We start from the raw sequence: 25097 nt of genomic DNA on the forward strand, positions 1-25097 counted from the left end.
ATGACCACTACCAAACACGCCAAAGTCCTGATTCTCGGTTCCGGGCCTGCCGGCTACAGCGCCGCCGTCTACGCCGCGCGCGCCAACCTGAACCCGATGATGGTGACCGGCGTCGAGCAAGGCGGCCAGCTGATGACCACCACCGACGTCGAAAACTGGCCAGGCGACCCGATGGGCGTGCAGGGTCCGGACCTGATGCAGCGCTTGCTGCAGCATGCCGAGCGCTTCAAGACCGACATCGTGTTCGACCACATCCACACCGCGTTCCTGAACGAAACGCCGATTCGCCTGCTGGGCGACATGCACGAGTTCACCTGCGATTCGCTGATCATCTCGACCGGCGCCTCGGCCCAGTACCTCGGCCTGCCGTCGGAAGAAGCGTTCATGGGCAAGGGCGTGTCCGCCTGCGCCACCTGCGACGGCTTTTTCTATCGCGGCCAGGAAGTGGCGGTCATCGGCGGCGGTAACACCGCTGTCGAGGAAGCGCTGTATCTGTCGAACATCGCCACCAAGGTCACGATCATCCACCGCCGCGACAAGTTCCGCGCCGAGGCAATCCTGATCGACCGCCTCAACGCCAAGGCAGCCGAAGGCAAGATCGTCATCAAGTACAACCACACGCTGGACGAAGTGACCGGCGACGCCAGCGGCGTTACCGGCATCAACATCAAGTCGACCGAGACCGGCGAAGTCACGCCAATGGCGGTGCACGGCGTGTTCGTGGCGATCGGCCACAAGCCCAACACCGGCATTTTCGAAGGCCAGCTCGACATGCACAACGGCTACATCAAGACCCGCACCGGTCTCGAAGGCATGGCCACGGCGACCAACATCCCGGGCGTGTTTGCCGCCGGCGACGTGCAAGATCACATCTATCGCCAGGCGATCACCAGCGCCGGCACCGGCTGCATGGCCGCGCTCGACGCCCAGCGCTACCTGGAAGCACTGGAAGACTGATCGTTGCCATGGCTGGACTGAAAGACTTCGCCGACCTGAAAGCCTTGCGCGAGACGCTCAAGGAGCAGGAACACGCGCGCGCGCTTGAAAAGGCCGAGCGCGCGAAACGCGAACGCCAGGCCAAGGAAGAGGCTAACGTGTTCCATGGCGCCATCAAGGACGTCAAGCCGATTCCCAAGTCGGACCGTTATGTGGCGCCGATGGCGGCCATTCCGGTGCGCGGCGCCGCCGGCAAGCCGCGCACGGCGGAAGAAGACAACGCCGCCGTGATGCGCGAATCGCTGTCGGACCAGTTCGATGTCGACGGCTTGCTCGACGACGATCCGACCTTGAGCTATTCGGCGCCTGGCGTGGGGGCCGACGTGGTGCGCAAGTTGCGCAAGCGGCATTGGCCGGTGCAGGACGAACTCGATTTGCACGGCATGAACCGCGAGATTGCGCGCGACCAGGTGGGCGACTTCCTGGGGCGCGCGATGAAGCGTGGGCTGCGCTGCGTGCGCGTCATCCACGGCAAGGGCTACGGCTCGGCCGGCGGCGAGCCGGTGCTGCGTTCAATGGTGCACAGCTGGCTGGTGCAAAAGGACGTCGTCGTCGCCTTCTGCGTGGCCAACAAAAAGGACGGCGGCCACGGCGCCCTGATCGTGCTGCTCAAGCCCGCGCTGGACCGCTGAGCGCCGCGTCAGCCAGGTCTGAGGCCTGACCTCACGGGGTCGGGCCCCGGTATAGCCGCCACGACTCTCACGGTGACCACCTCATCCGTTTTGCATGTTTACGTGCCTGCATGATAGGCTGTCAACATTCTCCACAAGCACGCACCGCATGACCCTCATTAAGTTCATCGAAATCATGGCGATCCTGGTCGGCGCGTTCTCCGGCTTCATCGAAGCGCGGCGCAAGCGGATGGACCTGGTGGGCGTGTTCACGGTTGCCTTCATCACCGCGTTCGGCGGCGGTACGCTGCGCGACATCCTGCTCGATCGCCGGCCGCTGTTCTGGGTCATCCACCAGGAATACGCGATCCTGATCTTCGTGCTGGCCCTGGTCGCCTCGCCGCTGATCCGCACCTTGCGCCAGATCGTCTCCGAGCGCCTGATCGTCATCGCCGACGCCATCGGCCTTGGCCTGTTCTCGATCGCCGGCGTGGCCGCCGCGCTGGACGCGCAGATGCCGATCTTCATCGCCTCGATGATGGGAGTAATCACGGGAATTTTTGGGGGCGTGCTGCGCGACATCGTCTGCAACGAAGTGCCGATGGTGTTCCGGGACGGCAAACCCTACGCGATCTGCGCCTTCCTCGGCAGCTGGATGTTCCTGCTGATGCGCATGTCCGAACTGCCGCACGACTTCGCGCTCTGGTCGAGCGCGACGTTCATCGTCGTGCTGCGCCTGGTCAGCTGGAAATTCGACATGCGCCTGGGCCGCTGAAGTACCGGTGTCAGGTCTGACATTCGGACACGGCCCCAGCGCTACCGATATTGAGACAGTCGAGCCCGTGTTCGAATGTCAGACCTGACACCAGCGTTTGACGTGACTTACACCGCTTCCGGGCCGGTCTCGCCGGTGCGGATCCGGATCACCTGCTGCACGTCCTGCACGAAAATCTTGCCGTCACCGATCTTGCCGGTGCGCGCTGCCTTGATGATGGCGTCCACCACCTGGTCGGTCATACTGTCGTCGACCACCACTTCGATCTTCACCTTCGGCAGGAAATCGACGACGTACTCGGCGCCGCGGTACAGCTCGGTGTGGCCCTTCTGGCGGCCAAACCCTTTCACTTCCGTCACCGTCAGGCCCGTCACGTTGACGTCGGCCAGCGCCTCGCGCACCTCGTCCAGCTTGAACGGCTTGATCACACAGGTAATCTGTTTCATCGCTAACTCCCCTTTAATTACTCATAAAACTTGGACGTGATCGGGTAGCGCCAGTCGCGCCCAAAGCCGCGGTGCGTGACGCGGATGCCGACCGGCGACTGGCGCCGCTTGTATTCGTTGATCTTGATGAGCCGCGTCACGCGCGCCACGTCGGCCGCCGGATAGCCGGCCGCGACGATCTCGGCGATCGAATGGTTCTCTTCCATGTACATCCGCATGATGCCGTCGAGGATCTCGTACGGCGGCAGCGAATCCTGGTCGAGCTGGTTCTCGCGCAGCTCGGCCGACGGCCCGCGCGTGAGGATGCGCTGCGGAATGACGTCCGACTGCGCATTGCGCCAGTCGCACAGCCGGTACACCAGCGTCTTGGCGATATCCTTGATGACGGCGAAGCCGCCGGCCATGTCGCCATACAGCGTGCAGTAGCCGACCGCCATCTCGCTCTTGTTGCCGGTCGTGAGGACGATGCTGCCGTGCTTGTTCGACAGCGCCATCAGCAAGGTGCCGCGGATGCGCGCCTGGATGTTTTCTTCCGTCGCGTCTTCCTTCAGGCCGGCAAATTCGCTCGCCAGCGTGGCGCGGAAAGCGTCGAACGTGGCCTGGATCGGGATCTCGTCGTAGCGCACGCCGAGGCGCCCGACCATCTCGCGCGAATCGATCCACGAGATGTCGGCGGTGTATTGCGACGGCATCATGATGGCGCGCACCTTGTCGGCGCCCAGCGCGTCGACGGCGATCGCCAGCGTCAGCGCCGAATCGACGCCGCCCGACATGCCGATCAGCACGCCCGGAAAGCCGTTCTTGCCGATGTAGTCGTGCACGCCCAGCACCAGCGCCTTGTAGACCTGCCCTTCGAGCGGCAACACCGCCGGCAGCGGCTGCGGCACCGGCCGCGCGCCGTCGAATTCGACGATGCACAGGTCTTCCTCGAAATGCTTGAGCTGCACGCGCAGCTCGCCTTCCTGGTCCATCACGAACGAGTGGCCGTCGAAGATCAGCTCGTCCTGGCCGCCGACCAGGTTGGCGTACACCAGCGACATGCCCAGCACGCTGACGTTCTGGCGCATCGTCTCGTAGCGCAGGTCCTGCTTGTTCATGTGGTACGGCGAGCCGTTCGGCACCAGCAGCACTTCGGCGCCGGCCGCCTTGGCGCGCTGCGGCGCGTGCGGGAACCAGGTGTCTTCGCAGATGTTCAGGCCAAAGCGCACGCCCTTGACGGCAAACACCAGCGGCTCGTCGCGCGAGGTGAAGTAGCGTTTCTCGTCGAACACGGTGGTATTCGGCAGGTCGTGCTTGCGGTAGGTGGCGAACACGGCGCCGTTGAGCAGTACCGACGCGGCGTTGTAGCGCGCCTTGCCGTCGGTAGTCGGATGGCCGACGATGACGTGCAGTCCGGGGAAGGCGGCCAGGTCGGCGGCCAGCCCCACCAACGTTTCCTGGGTTTTTGCGTAGAATGCATTGCGCAGCAGCAGATCTTCAGGCGGGTAACCGACCAGCGACATCTCGGGCGTGAGCACGATGTCGGCGCCGCCGGCGGCCGCGCGGCGTGCATGGTCGAGGATGCGCTCGCGGTTGCCGGCGAGGTCGCCGACGGTGCTGTTCATCTGAACGATAGCTACTTTGACTGTCATAACGGTAAAACCTGATCACACCGAATTTGGATAATGAATTATCGCACGCATATCGTTTCTTCCCTATCCGACATCGGCCAGGGCGCATGGGATCAGCTGGCCATGGCGCAGCCGCGCGGCAACCCTTTCCTGTCGTACGCCTTCCTGCACGCGCTGCACGAGTCCGGCAGCGCCAGCGCCGAGTCGGGCTGGCAGCCGCAGTTCATCGCGCTGTACGACGGCGACACGCTGGCCGCCGCCATGCCGCTGTACGTCAAGGCGCACTCGTACGGCGAGTACGTGTTCGACTGGGCCTGGGCCGACGCCTATCACCGCAACGGCCTCGACTACTACCCGAAGCTGCTGTCGGCCATCCCCTTCACCCCGGTGACCGGCCCGCGCCTGATGGCGGTCGACGCCACCGCGCGCGCCGCCTTGCTGAAGGTGCTGCGCGCCACCCAGAAAGCATCCGGCGTGTCGTCCACCCACATCCTGTATCCGCCCGAGGACCAGACCCAGCAGCTGGCCGACGCCGGCTTCATGCTGCGCAGCGGCGTGCAGTTCCACTGGCTTAACGCCGGCTACGCCGATTTCGACGCCTTCCTCGCCACGCTGGAACAGAAAAAGCGCAAGAACATCCGCGCCGAACGACGCAAGGTGCGCGAGGCCGGCGTCACCCTGCGGCGGGTGCGCGGGCGCGACGCCCTCGATGCCGACTGGCGATTGTTCAATCGCTGCTACCAGCACACCTACGCGGCGCACCGCTCGACGCCCTACCTGAACCTGGATTTTTTCCGCCGCATCGGCCGCGACATGCCCGACAACATCCTGCTGGTGATCGCCGAGCGCGCGGGCGAGCCGATCGCCGCCTCGCTGGTGATCCACTCGGCCGACACATTGTTTGGCCGCTACTGGGGCGAGCTCGAACGCGTGCCCTGCCTGCATTTCGAGACGGCCTATTATCAGCCGCTGGAATTTTGCATCGAGCAAGGCATCGCCGTCTTCGAAGGTGGCGCCCAGGGCGAACACAAGATGGCGCGCGGCTTCCTGCCGACCAAGACCTGGTCGGCGCACTGGCTGGCCCATCCCGCCTTTGCCGACGCCATCGAGCGCTTCCTCGAGCAGGAAGCCGGCGGCATCGACGACTACATCGACGAACTGACCGACCGCAACCCCTTCCGTGGTTGAATTAAACCGTCGTGCCGACATCCGTCGGAAGTCGGTTTCGCCAATGGCCACGCGACGACGGTTTTAGCGAGCAATCGAGCAAACCGTTGCGGCTTCGCTACGCTCGCGCCCACCCTGTCAGAACTACGAACACCCTCCGCTTCCCCACTGCTTCCCTGCGAAAAAGCCCTTTCCGGCCCCATGTTGTGCAATTTTGCACACAGGCCTTGCAAGCCGCTGGCTATTAATGAACTGCCAAACCGGGCACACTCTGTTGCATTGTGAATAAGCCGCAATAACAAAACATAAAATAACCCTGAAGGAGACTGTAATGCGTATGACGAATAAACAGAAGACGGTGCTGCGTCGCTCGGTCGCGCTGATCATGGCGATCCCGGCCGTGTCATGGAGCACGGCATACGCGCAGACTACCGGCGGCCAGAGCGCCAGCGGCGAGATCGAAAAAGTCGTCGTCACCGCGCGCCGCCGCGCCGAGCTGATTCAGGACGTGCCTGGCGCGGTCACCGCCATCTCCGGCGCCCAGCTCGAAAAGCAGGCCATCCCCGACATCGCCGCGCTGGCCGACATGGTTCCCGGCACCACGCTGAAAAGCTCGCGCGGCACCAACACCACGCTGACGGCGTTTATCCGCGGCGTCGGCCAGCAGGACCCGGTCGCCGGCTACGAGCAAGGCGTCGGCATCTACCTCGACGACATCTACCTGGTCCGCCCGCAAGGCGCGCTGACCGACATCTACGACCTCGAACGCATCGAAGTGCTGCGCGGCCCGCAAGGCACGCTGTACGGCCGCAACACCATCGGCGGCGCCATCAAGTACGTCACCCGCAAACTGGCGCCGAAGACCACGCTCGACGCCAAGGCTACCATCGGCAGCTACGGCCAGAAGGACCTGGTCCTGAAGGCGAGCACCCCGGTCAGCGAGATGCTGCGCGTCGGCGGCACCATCGCCACCTTCAACCGCGACGGCTTCGGCAAGAACGTCATCACCGGCGCCGAGAACTACAACAAGGAAGTCGTCGCCGGCCGCCTGAGCGTGGAACTGACGCCCAACAGCGACCTGTTCATCCGCCTGGCGACCGACCGCACGGTCGACGACTCGAATCCAAAACAAGGCTACCGCCTCACCGCCGGCCCCGCACCGACCAACCTGCCGCCGCTCGCCGGCGACTATGACACCCGTTCGAACCTGAACGCTGTCAACGGCCACGCGCAGCAAGTCATCGTCCAGGGCACGTCGCTGATGGGCGAGTACCAGATCAACCCGACCTTGTCGTTCAAGTCCGTCACCGCCTACCGCAAGTCGAAGACCTACGCGCCGATCGATTTCGATTCGCTGCCAACGCCGCTGTTTGAAGCGCCGACCATCTACTCGGACGACCAGACCAGCCAGGAATTCCAGTTCACCTACACCGGCTCGAAGTTCCAGGGCGTGGCCGGCGTGTTCTGGATGAAGTCGAACGCCTTTAACGAATTCGACGTGCTGTACAACGCCGCCGGCGGCCTGTCGCTGTACACCCTCGACGACATCGACTCGAAGACCTGGGCCGCATTCGCCGACGTCAGCTACAACGTCACCGACACCTTCAACGTCAACATCGGCGGCCGCTACACCGACGACGAGCGCAACGCGCGCATCTTCAAGAAGAACTACGTCGGCCTGACCGGCTCGCCAACGCTGGGCAACCCGGCAGCCGTCGGCGGCGTCGCCAACACCGACATGGGCAAGAGTGATCTGCACCGCACCGACACCAAGTTCACGCCAAAGCTGGGCTTCGGCTGGAAATTCGCGCCGGAGCACAACCTCTACGGCACCGCCTCGCAAGGCTTCAAGGGCGGCATGTTCGACCCGCGCATGGACCTGGCCGGCAACCCGAACACGCCCGGCTCGCTGGCCAAGCGCAAAGGCGTCAATCCGGAAGAAGTCACCGCGTTCGAGCTGGGCATCAAGTCGAGCATGAATGGTGGCCGCCTGCAGACCAACGCCGCGGTGTTCTACACGGACTACAAGAACGTGCAGATCCCGGGCTCGGTGCCGACGTACGACGCGGCCGGCAACGTCAACGGCTTCGCCGGTTCGCTGAGCAATGCCGGCAAGGCCAAGATCAAGGGCTTCGAGCTCGAGGCAGTGTCGCATGTGACCAGCCAGCTCAATATCAGCGGCATGTACAGCTACATCGATGCCAAGTACAGCGAGTGGATCGTCCCGAACGCCGCCGGCACCGCGCTGATCAACGTCGCCGCGCAGGCCGAGTTCCAGAACACGCCGAAGCACGCCGCCAACATCACCGCCACGTACGACTGGGGCATGCCTCTGATGGGCCGCTCCGGCACCCTGTCGTTGATCAACAGCGTCTCGTACAAGAGCATGGTCTACCAGACCGAGTTCGCGCGCACCGGCTCCACCCCGGCGCTCGACGCCACCGTGCCGTCGAACCTGATGCTGGCGCAGGCCGGCTACTCGCTGTGGGATGCGGGCCTGGTGTGGACCAGCAGCGACCGCAAGCTGCAAGTGGGCCTGCATGGCCGCAACCTGCTCGACAAGCGCTACAAGGTCGCCGGCTACAACTTCTCCGGCTTCTTCAACACCGTCACCACGTTCTACGGCGACCCGCGCACCGTGCGCCTGACGCTCGGCTACAAGTTCTAAGCTAGCCGCATCAAACCAAAGGGCGCCGCATGTGAATGCGGCGCCCTTTTTCGATTACTGGTCTGACCTATGGTCAGACCGCAGATATCGGCCGAAGTTCAGGCTTTGCGCAGTCGCGGCGACGTCAGCGCCGTGCCGCCGGCATGGACGAACAGCTCCGGCTGCGCGTCGGCATATTCGCGCAGCAGGTTCCACACGGCGCGCACGCGCGGCAGGCGATACAGGTCGACCGGCGCCACCATCCAGTAGGCGCGCTCGGCGAACACCACGTCCTGCAGGATCGGCACCAGCCGGCCGTCATCCGGAACCACGTACGGCGGCGCCATCATCAGCCCGAGCCCGGCGGCGGCGGCTTCGGCCTGCGCCATCATGCCGGTGCAGCACAGGCGGCGGCGCGGCGTGAAGCCGAGCGCGTCGAGGAAATTGAGTTCGTTGCTGGCCAGCCGGTCCTGCACGTAGTCGACGAAATCGTGTTCGGCCAGGTCCGACTGCCGCTCGATCGGCCGATGGCGCGCCAGGTAATCGGGCGAGCCGTATAAATACAGCCGGAACGACGCCAGGCGCGTGACCATGTAGCGGCCCGTGTTGGGCGCATCGAGCGTGACGCCGAGGTCGGCCTCGCGGTTGGCCAGGTTGGCGAAGCGCGGCTGCACCAGCAGGTCGATCGACAGGTCCGGATGCTCGGTCAGGAAGCGCGCCAGCAGCGGCGTGATGACGCGTACGCCAAGCACCTCCGGCACGCCGAGGCGCACCACGCCGCGCACTTCGACCTGGTTGCCGCTTAGCTGGTCTTGCGCGGCCAGCGCCGCGCTCTCCATCACTTCGGCGTGCGGCAGCAGCGCCTGGCCCATTTCGGTCAGCTCGTAGCCTTCGCGCGAGCGATCGAACAGCGTCGTGCCGAGCTGCGTCTCGAGGCGGTCGATGCGGCGCGCCACGGTGGTGTGCTCGACCTCGAGCCCGCGCGAGGCGCCGGACAAGGTGCCGGCGCGCGCCAGCTCGAGAAAGAAACGCAGATCTGTCCACTCAGGCAAGGTTTTCATGCGAGACATTGTGCATCAGTGCGCATTGAAATGGCAATTCATTCATCAAACCGCGCGCAAATGCACCGCAAGACGGGCCGCTTTGGCGCTGCCAGGCCGGCGTTGTGCATAAATGCACAAAGGGTGTTCACCGTCTTATCTTACGAACAAGAGGCTTTTGGCGCACACTGCACGGCAATCAGGATTCCAAAAAAATATACGGGACGGACGTGGCCACTTTCAGCGAAACCAGCTTTACCAGCGACGACGGCCTGCGCCTGTACGCACGCGACTACGCGCCGGCCAGCGGGCCGGCACGCCTGCCGGTCATCTGCATCCACGGGCTGACGCGTAATTCGGCCGACTTCGACGAGCTGGCGCCATGGATCGCCGCGCAGGGTCGGCGCGTGCTGGCCGTCGACGTGCGCGGCCGCGGCAACTCGGCCTACGATCCGAATCCGGCCAACTACAACCTGGCGGTCTACGCCGGCGACATCATCAAGCTGGCGCACGACCTGGGCATCGAGCGCGCGGTCTTCATCGGCACCTCGATGGGCGGCCTGATCACGATGACGCTGGCGCTGCGCCGTCTGCGCCTGATCGCCGCCGCGGTGCTCAACGACGTCGGTCCCGCGCTGTCGGGCCGTGGCCTGCAGCGCATCGCCGGCTACGCCGGCAATGCCGAACCGGTCGCCAGCTGGGACGACGCCGCCGCCTACATGCGCGGCATAAACGAAGTGGCCTTCCCCGCCAACACGGAGCACGACTGGGACAAGTGGGCGCGCCGCGCGTTCGCCGAGACCGCGTCCGGCCAGCTCGGCATGCGCTACGACCCGGGCATCGCCATCGGCATCCGCACCGGCAAACTCAAACCGTCGTCGATGACGGCGCGCTTCGCCTTTCGCCGGCTGGCGCACAAGCGCCCTACCCTGCTCATTCGCGGCGCCCTGTCCGACCTGGTCGAGCAGGAACAGGTGTCGATGATGCGGGCGGCGGCGCCGATGATGGCGTACGCCGAAGTGGCCGACGTCGGCCACGCGCCGATGCTCAACGAGCCGCAGGCGCTGGCGGCGCTGCGCGAGTTTCTCGGGAGCGTAGATTGAACAACGCCGGCGCCATGAACCTGTGCGGCAAGGTGATCATCGTCACCGGCGCCGCGCAAGGCATTGGCCTGGCGATCGCCGAGCGCTGCGCCGACGCCGGCGCCGCCGTGGCGGTGTGGGACAACCAGGCCGACGCGATTGCCGGCGCGCTCGAACGGATTGGCGACCGTAATCCGCGCGCGCAGATCGCCGGCTTCATCGTCGACGTCGCCGACCTGGCGGCGGTGCACGACGCGGTGAAGGCGACGCTGGCGCGCTTTGGCCGCATCGATGGGCTGGTCAACAACGCCGGCGTCGTCGCCGATGCGCAGATATCGAAGATGAGCGAAGCGCAGTGGGACCGCGTCATCGACATCAACCTCAAAGGTGTGTTTAACTGCACCCGCGCCAGCGTCGAGGCGCTGCTCGCCAGTGCCGGCTCGATCGTCAACATCTCGTCGATCGTCGGCATGTCGGGCAACTATGGCCAGACCAATTACGCCGCCGCCAAGGCCGGCGTGCTGGGCATGAGCAAGACGTGGGCGCGCGAGCTCGGTCGCAAGGGCGTGCGCAGCAATGCGATCTGCCCCGGCTTCATCGAAACGCCGATACTGGCGAAGATGCCGGCGCGGGTCATCGAGGAGATGGTGGCGCAGATCCCGCAAAAGCGGATGGGACAACCGCGCGAGATCGCGGCGGCAGCCGTTTTCCTGCTGTCGGCCGAAGCAAGCTACATTAATGGTGCCACGCTCGAAGTTACGGGCGGGCTGACACTTTGACGGAGACAAACGCTATGAAAAAACTGATTCCCCTGCTGCTTCCCGTGCTCGTTGCCGCCGCCTTCGCGCCGGCCGCCGCATCCGCCCAGGACCTGAAGGTCGCCCTCATCGCCGGCAAGACCGGCGTGCTGGAAGCTTACGCCAAGGAGACCGAGACCGGCTTCATGATGGGCCTTGAGTACCTGACCGGCGGGAAGATGGAGATCAATGGCCGCAAGCTGAAGGTCATCGTCAAGGACGACCAGAGCAAGCCTGACCTGGGCCGCACCCTGCTGGCCGAAGCGTACGGCGACGACAAGGTCGACATCGCGGTCGGCACCAGCTCGTCCGGCTCGGCCATCGCGATGCTGCCGGTGGCGCTCGAATACAAGAAGGTGCTGATCGTCGAGCCGGCGGTGGCCGATGCCATCACCGGCGACAAATGGAACCGCTACATTTTCCGCACCGCGCGCAATTCGACGCAGGATGCAGCCGCCGCAGCCGCTGTCTCGCCGGCCGGCAGCTACGCATTCCTGGCGCAGGACTACGCATTTGGCCGCGACGGCGTGAAGGCGGCGAAGGTAGCGCTGGCGGCGGCCGGCCGCAAGACCAACGTGGTCCATGAAGAATACGCGCCGCAGACCGCGACCGACTTCACCGCGTCGGCGCAGCGATTGTTCGACGCGCTCAAGGACAAGCCGCAGCCGCGCGTGCTGTCGATCGTCTGGGCCGGCCCGCACCCGATGAACAAGATCGCCGACATGAAGCCCGAGCGCTACGGCATCACGCTGGCGCCGAACGGGAACATCCTGCCGGTGCTGAAGACGTGGAAAAACTTCGGCGGCACCGAAGGGACGATCTATTACTACTACGCCTTCCCGAAGAACAAGATGAACGACTGGCTGGTGGCCGAGCACACCAAGCGCTACAAGGCGCCGCCAGACATGTTCACCGCCGGCGGCTTCGCCGCGGCCAGCGCGGTCGTCACCGCGTTGACCCGTGCCGGTTCCGGCGACAGCGAAAAGCTGGTGGCGGCAATGGAAGGCATGGAGTTCGAGACGCCAAAAGGCAAGATGAGCTTCCGCAAGGAAGACCACCAGGCGATCCAGTCGATGTACCACTTCCGCATCAAGAAGCAGCAAAAGAGCGAGTGGGACCTGCTCGAACTGGTGCGCGAGATCCCGGCCAGCGAAATGCCGGTGCCGGTGCGGAACAAGCGCTGACATGGGCGCCAGCAGCACGCTCGTGCCATCCTTGTCGACGCGCGACCTGACCATCCGCTTCGGCGGCCACGTCGCGGTCAACCAGGTTACGGCCGATTTCTACCCCGGCACGCTGACGGTGATCGTCGGCCCGAACGGCGCCGGCAAGACCACCTACTTCAACCTGATGTCGGGGCAACTGCCGGCGACGTCGGGCAGCGTGCACCTGCACGGCAAGGACATCACCGGCTCGGGCGCGGCGCATCGCACCCGGCTCGGCATCGGCCGCGCCTTCCAGCTGACCAACCTGTTCCCCAACCTGTCGGTACTGGAAAACGTGCGGCTGGCCGTGCAGAGCCATGCCGGCATCGGCATGAACATGTTCTCGATGTGGTTCGGCCACAAGGAACTGATCGAGCGCGCCGGCCATTACCTCGAGCGCGTGGCGCTCGGCGCTCGGCGCGACACCAAGGTGGCGGCGCTGTCGCATGGCGACAAGCGCAAGCTGGAGGTGGCGATTTTGCTGGCGCTCGAACCGGACGTGATGATGTTCGACGAGCCGACCGCCGGCATGAGCGTCGACGAGGTGCCGGTGGTGCTCGACCTGATCCACCAGGTCAAGGCCGAGCGCAACAAGACCATCCTGCTCGTCGAGCACAAGATGGACGTCGTGCGCAAGCTGGCCGACCGCATCATCGTGCTGCACAACGGCACCCTGGTCGCCGACGGCAATCCGGTCGAAGTCATGGCCTCGCAGATCGTACAGGAAGCCTATCTTGGAACACCCGAACATGCATGAACCTCTCCTGACGCTGTCCGGCGTGCACACGCACATCGGCCAGTACCACATCCTGCAAGGCGTCGACCTGGTGGTGCCGCGCGGCGGCCTGTCGGTGCTGCTGGGCCGTAACGGCGCCGGCAAGACGACGACGCTGCGCACCATCATGGGGCTGTGGCAGGCCAGCGCCGGCAGCGTGCGTTTTGACGGCCGCGAGATCGGCAAGATGGCCACGCCCGACATCGCGCAACTGGGCATCGCCTACGTGCCCGAATCGATGGCGGTGTTTTCCGAATTGACGGTGCGCGAGAACATGCTGCTGGCCGCGCGCAATGGCCCGCTCGACGACGCCCGGGTCGAATGGATCTTCGGCTTTTTTCCGGCGCTGAAGAAATTCTGGAATTACCCGGCCGGTAACCTGTCGGGCGGCCAGAAGCAGATGGTGGCGATCGCGCGCGCCATCGTCGAGCCGCGCAAGCTGCTGCTGGTCGACGAGCCGACCAAGGGCCTGGCGCCGGCCATCATCCAGAGCCTGATCGCCGCCTTCCGCGAACTGAAGGACACCGACACCACCATCCTGCTGGTCGAACAGAACTTCAGCTTCGTCAAGTCGCTGGGCGATTCGGTCGCCGTGATGGACGACGGCCGTGTCGTGCACGCCGGCGCCATGCGCGACCTGGTCGACGACCTGGACCTGCAACAGCGCCTGCTCGGGCTCTCGCTCGACTCCCACCAATAGGACCGTCAACATGACCACCCTCGTTCCTCCCGCCGTGACCGAAGTGCGGCTGCCCGCCGCACCTGACGCCGTGCTGCCGGCGGCCAAGCGCGACATCGCGCCGCTGCTGCTGGTGCCGGCGCTGATGCTGGCCATGCTGCCGCTGGTCGGCAGCTTCCCGACCTGGATCACGCTCACCGTCGCCGGTCTCGCGATGGGCATGATGATCTTTATCATGGCCAGCGGCTTGACCCTGGTGTTCGGCCTGATGGACGTGCTCAATTTCGGCCACGGCGCTTTCGTCGCCGTCGGCGCCTACGCCGCCACGATGGTGCTGCTGCCGATGCGGGGCATGCTCGAAGTCGATTCGCTGCCGCTCAACCTTGGCGTGCTTGGACTGGCGATCCTGGTGGCGATGCTGGTCACCGGCGTGCTGGGTTGGGCGTTCGAGCGCATCATCATCAAGCCGGTGTACGGCCAGCACCTCAAGCAGATCCTGATCACGATGGGCGGCATGATCGTCGCCGAACAGCTGATCAACGTGATCTGGGGCGCCGAGCAGATTCCGCTGCCGCTGCCGGAAAGCCTGCGCGGCGCGATCGTGCTGGGCGACGCCGCGGTCGAAAAATACCGGCTGGTGGCGGTGGTGGTCGGCCTGATCGTATTTGCCGCCATGTTCCTGGTACTGAACCGCACCAAGATCGGCCTGCTGATTCGCGCCGGCGTCGAGAACCGCGAGATGGTCGAGGCGCTCGGCTACCGCGTGCGGCGCCTGTTCGTGATGGTGTTCGCCGCCGGCTCCGCGCTGGCGGGCCTCGGCGGCGTGATGTGGGGGCTGTACAAGGAGACGCTGACGGCGTCGATGGGCAGCGAGATCATGGTGTCCGTTTTCATCGTCATCATCATCGGCGGGCTCGGATCGGTGGGCGGCTGCTTCATCGGCGCGCTCTTGATGGCGCTGGCCGCCAACTACGCCGGCTTCCTGGCGCCGAAGGTGGCGCTGGTATCGAACATCGTGCTGATGATCGCCGTGCTGATGTGGCGCCCGGCCGGCCTGTTTTCCAACGCAAGGCGCTAGGATCCACAATGACTTTACTGACTCGTATTTTCTCCGGCGACCTGCCGCGCAGCCGCGTGCTCGGCGCGCTGCTGCTGGCCGTGTTCCTCGGCCTGGCGCTGGCCCCGTTCCTGACCTCCGGCGCCCGTCCGCTCAACACTGCCGCCACGATCTGCATCTACATCGTGCTGGTCGCTTCGTACGATCTGCTGCTCGGGTACACTGGCATCGTCTCGTTCGCGCACACGATGTTCTTCGGGATCGGCGCCTACGGCGTCGGCATTGGGCTGGCCAGCGCCGGCCCGACGTGGACCGGCGCGTTGGTGGGCCTTGTGCTGGCGCTGCTGCTGACGATCGCGCTCGCGCTGGTGGTGGGCCTGTTTGCGCTGCGCGTGCGGGCTATCTTCTACGCCATGATCACCTTGGCCGTGGCGTCGTCGTTTGCCGTGCTGGCGTCGCAACTGTCGGACTTTACCGGCGGCGAAGACGGCAAGACCTTCAGCGCGCCGGAGCTGCTCTCGCCCGGCTTCAAGCTGATCGAAAACGAGATCTTCGGTCGCGCGATCGACGGCAAAGTGATCACCTATTACATCGTCTTCATCGGTTGCCTGCTGCTGTTCCTGTTCATGCTGCGGCTGGTGAATTCGCCGTTTGGCCGCGTGCTGCAGGCGATTCGCGAAAACGAATTCCGCGCCGAGGCGCTGGGCTATCGCACGGTGCTGTACCGGATCTGGGCCAACGTGCTGGCGGCGCTGGTGGCGGCAATGGCCGGCGCGTTGATGGCGCTGTGGCTGCGCTATGTCGGCCCCAAGACCATGCTCGGGTTCGAGGTGATGACCGACATTTTGCTGATCGTCGTCATCGGCGGCATGGGCACGATGTACGGCGCGGTGGTTGGCGCCACGCTGTTCATCATCGCGCAGAACTACCTGAAGACGCTGATGGCCGACGGCGCCTCATCGCTGGCTGGCATCCCGCTGCTGGCCGAGGCGCTGCATCCGGACCGCTGGATGCTGTGGCTGGGTGTGCTGTTTGTGCTGTCGATTTATTTCTTCCCGGCCGGGATCGTGGGTAAGCTGCGCGGGCAGACGGCGCAGCATTGACGCGGGTGCACTATGTGCCGGTCACGCGGTCGCGGAATCCCTTTCAGGTTGGGTAAGCGACGCATATTGCAACTTTGAGTCACCGCCAACATATACGACGCGTGGATCGGAAGGAAGTGTCGCGTCCTTGGCGAATCCCGACAGCGAGTCGTGCACGTAGTTATCGAAAAAAGCGATCAGCTTCGGGTCGGTCAATCCCTTTTTGTGAACGTATTCATTTTCATACGCAGCGACAAGGGCACGATAGTGCGGTCTTAACGTTGCGCGCGTTCTTTCTGGACCAAATATCGGGCTTGAGTTCTCAGATATGGATTTCAGAATTGCCGCCACGTCTGACAGTAACTGCTTGTCGTACATCGTTAGCATGGCATTGAAATTGCTCATGCCGGGTATGGTATCGAGCTTCGCCTTAGCCTTCAAGTATGCATCCTGAGCTTGCGTTTGCAAGAGTTCTGCATCGACCAGCGAATAATCTAGCTCCTTGATCGCTTCCGCATTCGTCACGCTTCGATTAGCCATGGTAACGAGCCTGCTCCTCCGGGCGCGCAGTTCGTTACATTTTTTCGTAGCTTCGGCACTTTTCGTCTCCAATTTTGCCACTTCCAATGTCTGGAGCCGTTTATCATTATCGAACGTAATATGACTTCGATAAACACGAATAGTTTCTGAATTGTCGCCTTCCGCCTTACGACGGATAGCGCGGAAGCGCCATGCAAAGTACAGTCCCATGCTTGCAATAAGCACCGCGCCCAGCGACGACTTTGTGCCAATCACTTTTATGTAATGGTTGTAGGATTCTCGGACCGACGATTGGATTTCAAAATCTTTCGTCTGACCACCGGGCCACGCACATCTCGGCAAAAGAGGAACCCCTTTCTCCAGCGCATGCTGGAACATGTGCGCTAACGGAATCAATCCGAGCTTTTCCGAAGGAGCGAATGCGCGCCCGCCTTCTCCTGGCCGATAACTCCCGCCAACATCGGAATGAGCACCTGGGTATACCGTTTCGATGAAATGTTTCGGACAGATAATCTTCCCCCGTTCGAGGACGGCGATGCTATCAACCGGAAATGAATTTCGCATTTCATGAGCCGCGATGAAGTGCCTTACTTCTTCGACAGCTGGCGAAATGCGCATCCGGCCGCCCCAACTATTATGACCGTCGGCGCTACCAATCGCAGGGTCTGCACCCGGACGAGCATCTTTCGCAAACGCGAGTCGGTCGGGAGTGACATCAGCAAGACCTATATCATTTAACCGATGATTGATGCACAAGGCGACACTGCCCACAGCAGCTCCTGCGACACTCGTATTATTCATGCTCATTGGAGTTCCAACGGACGCTACTGTGTCAAATAGACCCATGAATCTTATTCGAACCGGATAACTGCCGGTTTTTAGGCGCAAGACACTTTTCCCGTGCGGATCAGAACAACGTTGCTCGAGAAACATGGCGATGAAGGCTCGCGCAAGCGCAGCGCCACGACTAAATCCAAACGCTGAAATGTTCACCTCTACGATATCATTGGTCGGGTTCGCTGCTCGGCGAACGTGAGGAGTTAGCAATTTATCGAATCGTTTGAGCGCCCACTCCAGTCTTTCTTCGCCAAACGCCCCCGTCCCTAGCCCCAGATCCGTCCCCCCGGGATCGCCGACTTCCTTGAAGTACGTGCCGACTCCCGGGATATATAGACGATATATGCCCCTCGTCTTATCGTTCTCGACGTGAGCGCGGTAAAGTTTCGCAACGTTGCTGTGTTTGTGGGTTTCTTCATCCGCATCGAGATTGTTCCCCGTGCCGTCGAAAAAAAAGCTAAACCACAATGTTTGCTTGCAGGTCAGGGCTTGGGCGGTATCGGGTTGTTCCAGTTTGCACGCAATTGCAAGGTCAGCTAGATGAACACTCTTCGACGAACTGGGCGCCGACGTTGCACGTAAGACAGTGTCCACGTCGTCCGCGCCCAACGCTTTCGCGTGCGGCTTTAATGCAGGCGACAGCCTGTCGCCAACTTGATCATTTTTTTGGTTCTTTTTCATTTGGGCACCTTGGAAATTCGGACCTGTCTTCGCGGCCTTTGCTGTAGACCAGACGCGGCGATGAGGATCCGTCTGTGATAGCCGCTTCAACGTGGCCGTCCGGGTAGAAGTGGACTTCAAATTCTTGCGGGTCATCAGGTAAGCGCGGATCTACTTTCACACGAATTTCGCGAAAGAAGCTGTGTGCTAGGTGCGTGCGTCCATCGGCCATAGGTCCAGGCGCACGAAACGTGCATCCTCCCGACTGCCAACGGATGGTTACCTCGCCCATCGGCCTGCCCTGCACGTAGCTTACGCAGCAGACGGCTCCGCCCCCGCCACTAGTCGGGCTGCTCACATACAGATTGCCACCGCCTTGGCCATTAACGCTAAACGTGTCAATGTAACGAGACGTGTAGTTGTATCCGACAAGTGCAAGGCTTAATCGTGTTCCTGCTGGAACTGTGCGTTTCGCCTCAAGCGCTGTAGAAGCCAATGGAATCGACGAACCCAAGACGATGACCAGCGCTATCACGAGTTGCGAGAATGGTCGCCGTAAACGGATGGATGGATGTTGATGAGGTTTCATTGATTTCCTTTATAAATTGACGACTCGTTTAGTGAGGCAACCACATCACTTAATTCATTTTTGCCCTCGCGAATCAGGTCGAGCTTTGGCGCCCACTCCGGGCGAGTCGAAAAATCCGGGCCGTACACTAACGCTAGAGCACAATACAAAATCAACTCGCGGGTTGATGTGATGCGAAATTCGCGTGCAGCGTCAATGTGACGAACCAAAAAGCGATGACGTTCCGCTCCTACCAGCCGTGCAAACTCGTCCGGCACCGATCGGCGTAATTGTTCCTCAATCTGGTCAATTTCACTGGCCTCGACAAGTTCGTGCTCCTGCCGCGCACTAAGCATGAGAGGCGAACCGAAAGCGTCTATCTCGGAAAATTGCGCTTCAACAGCTTGTAGTTCGCCGATCCTGTTCACGTACCACCAGGCACTTGCAACACTAAAGAAACTGGCAAGCTGTTCAACCGAGAGAACACGCACCATCTGTTCAAAGACGCGGGGATCGAAATAGCGCAGAAGGACGTCCATATCTTCGGAGATTTTTGCATCTAGACGCGCGGTAAGTCGTTCAGCAAGTACGCGCATCGACAGCCGGGAGGCGATCAACATCAAGCTCGAGCTATAGGCGCCGGTCTCGCAGATCCAACGCAATAACCAGTCGTCCCGTAGCGTTGGCGACCTGGTCTGAATGCATACCAATAACGGGGCAACGGATAGCGCATTCACTTGCGTCGTGCCTTCAAACAAGCTCACCCATTCGATCTTGCTCCTCTGGAGCTCGCGATGTAATCCAGGCATTCCTGCGTGATCGACTAATAGATAAAAAAAGTCGTTGGGATGCTTATTTGCATGCGTGGCATGGACATCGCGAAGAGATTGGCTCGTCAGCATATTATTTGATAGCGAAAGGTGAACCGGAGGAACGTGCCTTAAGCAGACACTCCACACAAACAGACTTAGGCATCAACGGCCTGGGGTAATCCAGATCGGCTGGTTCATTGAATTTCTTCACCCCAGCCCGAACCGTGATTCTCCCGGGACATTGAACGGTAATGTTGCCACCATCGATCGTGATGTTGGCGCCGCCGACGGTGGATAGGCTGATGCTTTTTGCGGCTGCCCAGTCGATGTGCGCATTGGCGCTGATGACGTTGATCTCGTCGCGAGCTTGCACCTTGAGTTCGTCCGCCTGCGCCTGGTAGTCAATCGCGCCTTTGCCGGCGATGAGTTGCAGACCGACGTTGCCTTCGCCAGCTTCTACCGCTCCGGCAAGCACGCCGATGGCTTGGCCGCTGTGGACGCGCATCTGGCCGCCGGCGGTGAACTGAGTGTCGGCGCCGCTCCCAACCGTCACGGTTTCGCCGGTGGATAGCTGGACATCCTGGCCGGCCACCACGCCGAGACCCGCCTGAGCGGCAATGCCGATCATCGGCGCACCGGCGTGCGGCAACTTGCCCGCACCGGCGTCGACACTTCTCGATGCTGCGTCGGAGCGCGCCTCGTCAATGCTATTTTTGCTGAGCATGCCGGAGGATGCTGTCCACAACGCCTTCAGCGGCGCTGCTTCGTCGTCGATCGCGCTGGTTGCGGCCTTGGTCGCGCCGAGGTGGCCTGCGAGGCCGACCGTCTCGTGGGTTTTGGCGGCGTCGCTAAAACATTCGGCAAGTTTCATCGCCTGCTTCAGCAGCGCGTTGCCCGCTGCATTCTCGCCGGCAGCTTCGCGAACCGCGGAAGAATGACTGATCTTGTAGCTCGATATCAGCAAGCCGGCGCCAGCACGTACGGCGCCATATGCATCCGTCCGCAGTTCCGCGCCGCTGCCGCGGAAGCTGCCGCGATAATTGTCGGCTGTGTGGATCAGGTGGCCTAAATTAAGCTCGGTCGCGGCATGCGTGGTCTTGAGCTGGACGCGGCCTTGGCCGTCAGTATCATCAAACAGCAACTGGTTGTAGCCACGACCGCCAAACTCCTTGCTGCGCACGCCCCACTGCGCCGAGTTATTGCGATGCCCTGCGCTGCTCGCCGATGCGCCATGCCACACCGGACTATTGCCGCCAGCGAGGTTGACCTGTCCCGAGGGCATGCGATCGTGTGCACGCTCGAAGGCGGCGCTGCTGCTTTCACGGTCCGATACGCCGCCGGGGGTCGGCATCACGCCACCCTCGCCTCGCCCGTTGTACAGTGCGCCGACGATCACTGGACGGTCGATGTCGCCTTCGATGAACTTGACTAGCACTTCCTGGCCGATCCGAGGCAGAAATTGGCTGCCCATGCCGGCGCCGGCGGAACGTTGGCCGACGCGCACCCAGCAGGCCGCATCGCTTTCCTGCCAGTGGAAACGGATCCGCACGCGGCCGAGCCAGTCGCAGTAGATTTCATCGGCGCCATTCGGCTCGTCCGACCCATCCGGGCCAATGACGATCGCGGTCTGGCTGCCGTTTGCAGTCGGAGCTATCTTCAGCTCCATTTTCGGGCGCCATGGCCTTTCGAGGGGAATCGCCTCGAAGCAGTTGGCATAACCGCTCTTCTGCGCCTGCTCTACTTCCCGGTCAAATTCCGCGAGGGGAATTCCCTTGGTAGACTCTTCAAGCAGCTCCGGCAGCGCCCCAAACAATTCGGTCAATCCATTTTTGGCAGTGACCGGCAGATTGTTCACACCAACGCTTGCTACCCGCGTCAGCACAAACTCAGGCGCGTCATAGCGATATTTTTTCATCGGGATGTCCGTGATGCATATGCGCGTGCCTGGCCGCAAGGTACGCACGGTCGACCTTCCCTGCCAAATGAAGCCACGCGCCTCATACGCTTCCATTTTCAGCCCGGCATAGCGGCGCGCCTGGCGCGCGTCGGCGTAGGCGTACTGTCCGGGCGAATCAAAACTTTCGACCGCTTGAGCATTTTTCCCGCCGATCGGATACTTGGTCGGCACGCTGACCGACACAGTCTGTTTGGTCTTGTAGTCGTAGCTGAGCACCGTCACCATAGCAACGCCGAGTTTGCGAAACGCCTGCAGGTACTGAATGCTGTCGCTTTTTTCGACCGCGCTGGCGGCGTGGTAGCGGATGCCGCCGCCCGCTTCACTGCTGGCGTCGTCCGGCGCCGCACTCAGCTGGCTGCTGTCGGCAAACAGCACCATCCGGCTGCCGATCTCGTGCTCTTCGAAGCGCCAGCCGAGTCCCTCCTCAGTCAGCAGACGTGTGACGAAGTCGAGGTCGGATTCGCGATACTGGCAGCAATAGCTGCGGGCGACAGCGTCGCTCACGAAGAGGCTTACATCGCCGCTCCACACCCACTGTGCATATGGCTGGTACTGTTCGAACACCGAATCGATGATCTCGATGACGGTCTTGTCTTGCCAGGCGCGGCTGTTGCGCGCCTGGCTCAGCAACCAGATCCACGGCGACAGGCGCAGCCGGTAGCGCGCCAGACCGCCGTCGCTGCCGAGCGAAGCAATCTTGCTAACGAAGCCGCTAAAGCTGGCGCGCGTGCCGTTGGCCAAGCTGATCTCGAGGCACGCTTCCTGCCCCAGCAGCGAAGCGTGCGCCATCTTTGATCGGGTCGACAGCGCGATGACGTCGATGCCGCCGACGCCCAGCAGCTGTTCGTCGGCGGCAAACGCTTCAACCAACAGACGCGCCTTGACCGGCTCGTCCTTGAACGACAGTTCATACAGCCGCGACTGACTGGAAAACTCCGCCAGCGCGGACAAAACCTGGGCTGCGAGCGTGGAACTCATGAGCGATCGGCGCTTTCGTAAAGAGGATGGCTAAGAAATGCCCGTCGGAAAATACTAAGCCGCGATCAATCGCGCTGCTTGTTCCACATCAAACTAACCCTCTAGCGAGCCCAGCAAAAGCACCTCAGCTTTTCGCTTTTTCATTAAACGAATATCAATGTTCGTTATCTTTCAAATCATATTATGAAATGGAAGCCGCCTCGACGCGACAGCGCGAGACGCTCCCTATTTCTCCGGCAACCGCACGAAAGCACAACCATGAAAACATCCAAGACCTGTATCGCCGCGGCCGCGCTTGCGCTTGCCGTCTTCGCCGCGCCGCTCGGCCACGCGGCCGGCACCATCGTGCTCGACGAGAACTTCAACAATGTCGCCAACCTGCCGAATTGGCTGATGAGCAACAACAGCTCGCCGCAAGGGCTGAGCTGGTTTCAGGGCAACGACGGCGTCTTCCCCGCGCAAGCCGGCATGCCCGGTTCGTACATCGCCGCCAACTACCTCAGCGCCGCGCAGGAGCCGGGCAGCATCGACAACTGGCTGATCACGCCGGAACTGACGCTCGGCGGCGCCACCTACCTGTCGTTCTACACCCGCAGCGACGCCGTGCCAGGCCTGAACGACATGCTCGAGGTGCGCTTTAGCAGCGGCGCCGGCACCGACACCGCCGGCTTCACGACGCTGCTGACCACCATCGGCGGGCCGTCCGCCTATCCCGACACGTGGCAGCTGATCACCGCGAGCCTGACTTCGCCGGGCGACAGCGGCCGCTTCGCCTTCCGCTACGTCGGCGATGCGGCGATGGCGAACTATATCGGCATCGATAGCGTCACAGTCACGGCGGTGCCCGAACCGGCAGCCTGGATCATGCTCGGCCTGGGGCTGGCCGTTCTGGTGCCGCTGCGCCGCACCACCCGCTCCTGAACCCAACCACTGAAAGGGATCGAACCATGACGACGAAAACAGCGATGGCGCTCGCGGCGCTGATGGCCACGGCGCTCGGCGCGCCGGCCGCCGCCAGCGAACAGGAAGGGGTGGTCGTCGTGCGCGACCCGCAAACCGGCAAGTTCCGCAACGCGACGCCGGCCGAAACGAAGCAGCTGCACGCGCAGCCGACGGCGCCCGGCATCGCCCCGCGCGATCCGGCCAAGCCGGACGTCACCATGCGCAAGGACGGCACGCTGCAAAAACACCTGGGCGAACGCGGCCTGGTGTATTCGGTCGTCAAGCGCGACGCCGACGGCAAGCTGGCCGCCGAATGCGTGCACGGCGAAGAGGCCGCCAACGCCGCGCTGCAGCGCCAGGCCCCCGCCACGGCAAAGGAGCACGACCATGACTCCCACTAAGCGTTCCGCGCGTTGCAGCCTGGCCCGCATGGCGGCCATCCTGACACTCGCCTGCGGCATGCTGGCCGACGCGCAGGCCGCCGCCACCATCGTCATCGTCAACCTCAACGCGCCGGGAGAAGGCTTCAACGATCCGACGCCGGCGCAACCGGTGGGCGGCAACAACGGCGCCACCTTGGGCCAGCAGCGCCTGATCGCGTTCCAGCACGCAGCCAATATCTGGGGCGCCACGCTCACCAGTACAGTCACGATCCGCGTCGGCGCCAGTTTCATGCCGCTGTCGTGCACCGCCGACAGCGCGGTGCTCGGCTCGGCCGGCGCCAATGATATCTTCTCCGACTTCCCCAACGCGCCACGCACCGGCACCTGGTATCCAAGCGCACTGGCGAGCAAGTTGGCCGGCACCGACCAGTCGGCGCCCACCGACCCGCACATCGTGGCGCGCTTTAACTCGCGCATCGGCCTGTTCCCCGACTGCCTGCCCGGCGCCGGCTTCTACCTGGGCCTGGACAACCAGGCCGGCCCGCAGATCGACCTGATCGCGGTGCTGCTGCACGAACTGGCGCACGGCCTGGGCTTCCAGACGTTCACCGACAGCGAGAGCGGCGAGCAGACGCTCGACATCCCGTCGATCTGGGACTACTTCCTGGTCGACAACCAGAACAACCGCAGCTGGGTGCAGATGACCAACGCTGAGCGCGCGGCGTCGTCCGTCAGCGGCAACGCGCTGTCGTGGAACGGCCCGAACGTCATGGCGGCGGTACCGACCGTGCTGGCGCCTGTGTCGGTGCTGAGGATCAGCGGCCCGGCCGCGCGCAACGCCGCCGGCAATTACGACGTCGGCGACGCCTCCTTCGGCCCGCCGCTCGGCAGCACGCCGGTGGTCGGGCAGCTGATGCAGGTCATCGATCCGGGTAACACGACGGGCCAGGCGTGCACCCCGCTCAGCGCCAACAACGCGCTGGCCGTCAAGAACAACATCGCGCTGGTCGACCGCGGCACCTGCACCTTCTCGATCAAGGCGAAAAACGTGCAGGACGCCGGCGCGATCGGGATGGTGGTGGCCGACAATGCGCCGGGCGACGTGACCGGCATGGGCGGCGACGACCCGACCGTGGTGATCCCGTCGGTGCGCATCACGCAGCAGGCCGGCATCACGTTGAAGCAGGTGCTGACGCGCCGCTCGCGCACCAAGTCGGGCGTGATCGCCAGCCTTGGCATCAATACGGCGCGGCTGGCCGGCACCGACCAGCAGGGCCGCATCCGCATGTATACGCCGACCGAATATTCGCCGGGATCGACCGTGTCGCATTACACCACCGACGCCAAGCCGAATCAGTTGATGGAGCCGTCGATCAACGGCGACCTGTCGCATGAGGTGACGCCGCCGCGCGACCTGACGTATCCGCTGTTGCGGGATATTGGCTGGTAAG

At 63.0% G+C, this 25097-nt stretch carries 22 protein-coding genes; 15 read left to right on the plus strand and 7 right to left on the minus strand.

Features of this window, described 5'->3' with window-relative positions; all coding sequences use genetic code 11:
• From trxB to CR105_RS16195, 3 genes are all read left to right on the plus strand, one after another.
• Entirely contained in the window at positions 1-957 is a 957-nt protein-coding gene (gene trxB, locus CR105_RS16185) for a thioredoxin-disulfide reductase (RefSeq protein ID WP_099790007.1), read from the plus strand.
• Positions 958-965: 8 nt separating this feature from the next.
• The gene (locus CR105_RS16190) at positions 966-1628 is read left to right on the plus strand and encodes a Smr/MutS family protein (RefSeq protein ID WP_099790009.1); all 663 of its coding nucleotides are present in this window, start codon (positions 966-968) and stop codon (positions 1626-1628) included.
• A gap of 148 nt (positions 1629-1776) precedes the next feature.
• The gene (locus tag CR105_RS16195) at positions 1777-2382 is read left to right on the plus strand and encodes a trimeric intracellular cation channel family protein (RefSeq protein WP_099790011.1); all 606 of its coding nucleotides are present in this window, start codon (positions 1777-1779) and stop codon (positions 2380-2382) included.
• Positions 2383-2489: 107 nt separating this feature from the next.
• On the opposite strand, the gene CR105_RS16200 is transcribed toward CR105_RS16195, so the two are convergent.
• Together CR105_RS16200 and CR105_RS16205 are read right to left on the minus strand one after the other, a co-directional pair.
• Entirely contained in the window at positions 2490-2828 is a 339-nt protein-coding gene (locus CR105_RS16200; RefSeq protein WP_099790013.1) for a P-II family nitrogen regulator, read from the minus strand.
• 17 nt (positions 2829-2845) lie between these two features.
• Complete coding sequence (locus CR105_RS16205; RefSeq protein ID WP_099790015.1) at positions 2846-4459, minus strand: NAD+ synthase; 1614 nt, start codon at positions 4457-4459, stop codon at positions 2846-2848.
• Positions 4460-4492: 33 nt separating this feature from the next.
• Here CR105_RS16205 and CR105_RS16210 point away from each other — a divergent pair, with 33 nt between their 5' ends.
• Positions 4493-5626: a GNAT family N-acetyltransferase gene (locus CR105_RS16210; protein ID WP_099790017.1), complete on the plus strand. Its 1134-nt coding sequence runs from the start codon at positions 4493-4495 to the stop codon at positions 5624-5626.
• A 310-nt stretch (positions 5627-5936) separates the two neighbouring features.
• Positions 5937-8273 (plus strand): TonB-dependent receptor, encoded by a 2337-nt coding sequence (locus CR105_RS16215; RefSeq protein WP_099790019.1) that lies wholly within the window; start codon positions 5937-5939, stop codon positions 8271-8273.
• A gap of 98 nt (positions 8274-8371) precedes the next feature.
• Here the strand turns inward: CR105_RS16215 and CR105_RS16220 are convergent, their stop codons facing one another.
• On the minus strand, positions 8372-9313 hold the full coding sequence (locus CR105_RS16220; protein ID WP_099790021.1) for a LysR family transcriptional regulator: 942 nt from the start codon (positions 9311-9313) through the stop codon (positions 8372-8374).
• A 209-nt stretch (positions 9314-9522) separates the two neighbouring features.
• On the opposite strand from CR105_RS16220, the gene CR105_RS16225 reads away from it, so the two are divergent.
• From CR105_RS16225 to CR105_RS16255, 7 genes are read left to right on the plus strand one after another with little or no spacing between them, the layout of a single operon-like run.
• The gene (locus tag CR105_RS16225; RefSeq protein WP_099790023.1) at positions 9523-10395 is read left to right on the plus strand and encodes an alpha/beta fold hydrolase; all 873 of its coding nucleotides are present in this window, start codon (positions 9523-9525) and stop codon (positions 10393-10395) included.
• The gene (gene fabG / locus CR105_RS16230) at positions 10392-11153 is read left to right on the plus strand and encodes a 3-oxoacyl-ACP reductase FabG (RefSeq protein ID WP_307189635.1); all 762 of its coding nucleotides are present in this window, start codon (positions 10392-10394) and stop codon (positions 11151-11153) included. Before CR105_RS16225 ends, fabG begins: the two co-directional genes overlap by 4 nt.
• A 14-nt stretch (positions 11154-11167) precedes the next feature.
• Positions 11168-12355 carry a substrate-binding domain-containing protein gene (locus CR105_RS16235; protein ID WP_099790025.1) on the plus strand — a complete coding sequence of 396 codons (1188 nt, stop codon included), beginning with the start codon at positions 11168-11170 and terminating at the stop codon, positions 12353-12355.
• A 1-nt stretch (position 12356) separates the two neighbouring features.
• The gene (locus CR105_RS16240; protein ID WP_099790027.1) at positions 12357-13133 is read left to right on the plus strand and encodes an ABC transporter ATP-binding protein; all 777 of its coding nucleotides are present in this window, start codon (positions 12357-12359) and stop codon (positions 13131-13133) included.
• Positions 13126-13851 carry an ABC transporter ATP-binding protein gene (locus CR105_RS16245; RefSeq protein WP_099790029.1) on the plus strand — a complete coding sequence of 242 codons (726 nt, stop codon included), beginning with the start codon at positions 13126-13128 and terminating at the stop codon, positions 13849-13851. The genes CR105_RS16240 and CR105_RS16245 overlap by 8 nt, the downstream gene beginning before the upstream one ends.
• 10 nt (positions 13852-13861) lie before the next feature.
• A complete protein-coding gene (locus tag CR105_RS16250) occupies positions 13862-14908 on the plus strand; it encodes a branched-chain amino acid ABC transporter permease (protein ID WP_099790031.1) in 1047 nt (348 codons plus the stop codon).
• A gap of 8 nt (positions 14909-14916) precedes the next feature.
• On the plus strand, positions 14917-15990 hold the full coding sequence (locus CR105_RS16255; protein WP_099790033.1) for a branched-chain amino acid ABC transporter permease: 1074 nt from the start codon (positions 14917-14919) through the stop codon (positions 15988-15990).
• 21 nt (positions 15991-16011) lie between these two features.
• Here CR105_RS16255 and CR105_RS16260 read toward each other — a convergent pair whose 3' ends face one another.
• The 4 genes from CR105_RS16260 to CR105_RS16275 are packed head-to-tail and all read right to left on the minus strand — an operon-like array spanning position 16012 to position 22321.
• Complete coding sequence (locus CR105_RS16260) at positions 16012-18027, minus strand: T6SS phospholipase effector Tle1-like catalytic domain-containing protein (protein ID WP_180288219.1); 2016 nt, start codon at positions 18025-18027, stop codon at positions 16012-16014.
• Entirely contained in the window at positions 18005-18595 is a 591-nt protein-coding gene (locus tag CR105_RS16265; RefSeq protein ID WP_099790037.1) for a DUF3304 domain-containing protein, read from the minus strand. The genes CR105_RS16260 and CR105_RS16265 overlap by 23 nt, the downstream gene beginning before the upstream one ends.
• Positions 18592-19476, minus strand: coding sequence for a DUF4123 domain-containing protein (locus CR105_RS16270; protein WP_099790039.1), 885 nt, complete (start codon positions 19474-19476; stop codon positions 18592-18594). The genes CR105_RS16265 and CR105_RS16270 overlap by 4 nt, the downstream gene beginning before the upstream one ends.
• 1 nt (position 19477) lies before the next feature.
• On the minus strand, positions 19478-22321 hold the full coding sequence (locus CR105_RS16275) for a type VI secretion system Vgr family protein (protein ID WP_099790041.1): 2844 nt from the start codon (positions 22319-22321) through the stop codon (positions 19478-19480).
• A 258-nt stretch (positions 22322-22579) separates the two neighbouring features.
• Here CR105_RS16275 and CR105_RS16280 point away from each other — a divergent pair, with 258 nt between their 5' ends.
• The 3 genes from CR105_RS16280 to CR105_RS16290 are packed head-to-tail and all read left to right on the plus strand — an operon-like array spanning position 22580 to position 25096.
• A complete protein-coding gene (locus CR105_RS16280) occupies positions 22580-23242 on the plus strand; it encodes a choice-of-anchor J domain-containing protein (RefSeq protein WP_099790043.1) in 663 nt (220 codons plus the stop codon).
• A gap of 26 nt (positions 23243-23268) precedes the next feature.
• Complete coding sequence (locus CR105_RS16285) at positions 23269-23664, plus strand: post-PEP-CTERM-1 domain-containing protein (RefSeq protein WP_131021736.1); 396 nt, start codon at positions 23269-23271, stop codon at positions 23662-23664.
• Complete coding sequence (locus CR105_RS16290) at positions 23651-25096, plus strand: PA domain-containing protein (protein ID WP_229413971.1); 1446 nt, start codon at positions 23651-23653, stop codon at positions 25094-25096. Before CR105_RS16285 ends, CR105_RS16290 begins: the two co-directional genes overlap by 14 nt.
• Position 25097: the final 1 nt, after the last annotated feature.

Source organism: Massilia eurypsychrophila (assembly GCF_002760655.1).
Classification (GTDB): domain Bacteria; phylum Pseudomonadota; class Gammaproteobacteria; order Burkholderiales; family Burkholderiaceae_D; genus JAFCUW01.

Bases quoted from the DNA above. Each gene is read 5' to 3' on its own strand.
- trxB (WP_099790007.1), top strand. From the start codon at position 1: ATGACCACTACCAAACACGCCAAAGTCCTGATTCTCGGTTCCGGGCCT.
- CR105_RS16190 (WP_099790009.1), top strand. From the start codon at position 966: ATGGCTGGACTGAAAGACTTCGCCGACCTGAAAGCCTTGCGCGAGACG.
- CR105_RS16195 (WP_099790011.1), top strand. From the start codon at position 1,777: ATGACCCTCATTAAGTTCATCGAAATCATGGCGATCCTGGTCGGCGCG.
- CR105_RS16200 (WP_099790013.1), bottom strand. From the start codon at position 2,828: ATGAAACAGATTACCTGTGTGATCAAGCCGTTCAAGCTGGACGAGGTG.
- CR105_RS16205 (WP_099790015.1), bottom strand. From the start codon at position 4,459: ATGACAGTCAAAGTAGCTATCGTTCAGATGAACAGCACCGTCGGCGAC.
- CR105_RS16210 (WP_099790017.1), top strand. From the start codon at position 4,493: ATGAATTATCGCACGCATATCGTTTCTTCCCTATCCGACATCGGCCAG.
- CR105_RS16215 (WP_099790019.1), top strand. From the start codon at position 5,937: ATGCGTATGACGAATAAACAGAAGACGGTGCTGCGTCGCTCGGTCGCG.
- CR105_RS16220 (WP_099790021.1), bottom strand. From the start codon at position 9,313: ATGAAAACCTTGCCTGAGTGGACAGATCTGCGTTTCTTTCTCGAGCTG.
- CR105_RS16235 (WP_099790025.1), top strand. From the start codon at position 11,168: ATGAAAAAACTGATTCCCCTGCTGCTTCCCGTGCTCGTTGCCGCCGCC.
- CR105_RS16240 (WP_099790027.1), top strand. From the start codon at position 12,357: ATGGGCGCCAGCAGCACGCTCGTGCCATCCTTGTCGACGCGCGACCTG.
- CR105_RS16245 (WP_099790029.1), top strand. From the start codon at position 13,126: ATGCATGAACCTCTCCTGACGCTGTCCGGCGTGCACACGCACATCGGC.
- CR105_RS16250 (WP_099790031.1), top strand. From the start codon at position 13,862: ATGACCACCCTCGTTCCTCCCGCCGTGACCGAAGTGCGGCTGCCCGCC.
- CR105_RS16255 (WP_099790033.1), top strand. From the start codon at position 14,917: ATGACTTTACTGACTCGTATTTTCTCCGGCGACCTGCCGCGCAGCCGC.
- CR105_RS16260 (WP_180288219.1), bottom strand. From the start codon at position 18,027: ATGAAAAAGAACCAAAAAAATGATCAAGTTGGCGACAGGCTGTCGCCT.
- CR105_RS16265 (WP_099790037.1), bottom strand. From the start codon at position 18,595: ATGAAACCTCATCAACATCCATCCATCCGTTTACGGCGACCATTCTCG.
- CR105_RS16270 (WP_099790039.1), bottom strand. From the start codon at position 19,476: ATGCTGACGAGCCAATCTCTTCGCGATGTCCATGCCACGCATGCAAAT.
- CR105_RS16275 (WP_099790041.1), bottom strand. From the start codon at position 22,321: ATGAGTTCCACGCTCGCAGCCCAGGTTTTGTCCGCGCTGGCGGAGTTT.
- CR105_RS16280 (WP_099790043.1), top strand. From the start codon at position 22,580: ATGAAAACATCCAAGACCTGTATCGCCGCGGCCGCGCTTGCGCTTGCC.
- CR105_RS16285 (WP_131021736.1), top strand. From the start codon at position 23,269: ATGACGACGAAAACAGCGATGGCGCTCGCGGCGCTGATGGCCACGGCG.
- CR105_RS16290 (WP_229413971.1), top strand. From the start codon at position 23,651: ATGACTCCCACTAAGCGTTCCGCGCGTTGCAGCCTGGCCCGCATGGCG.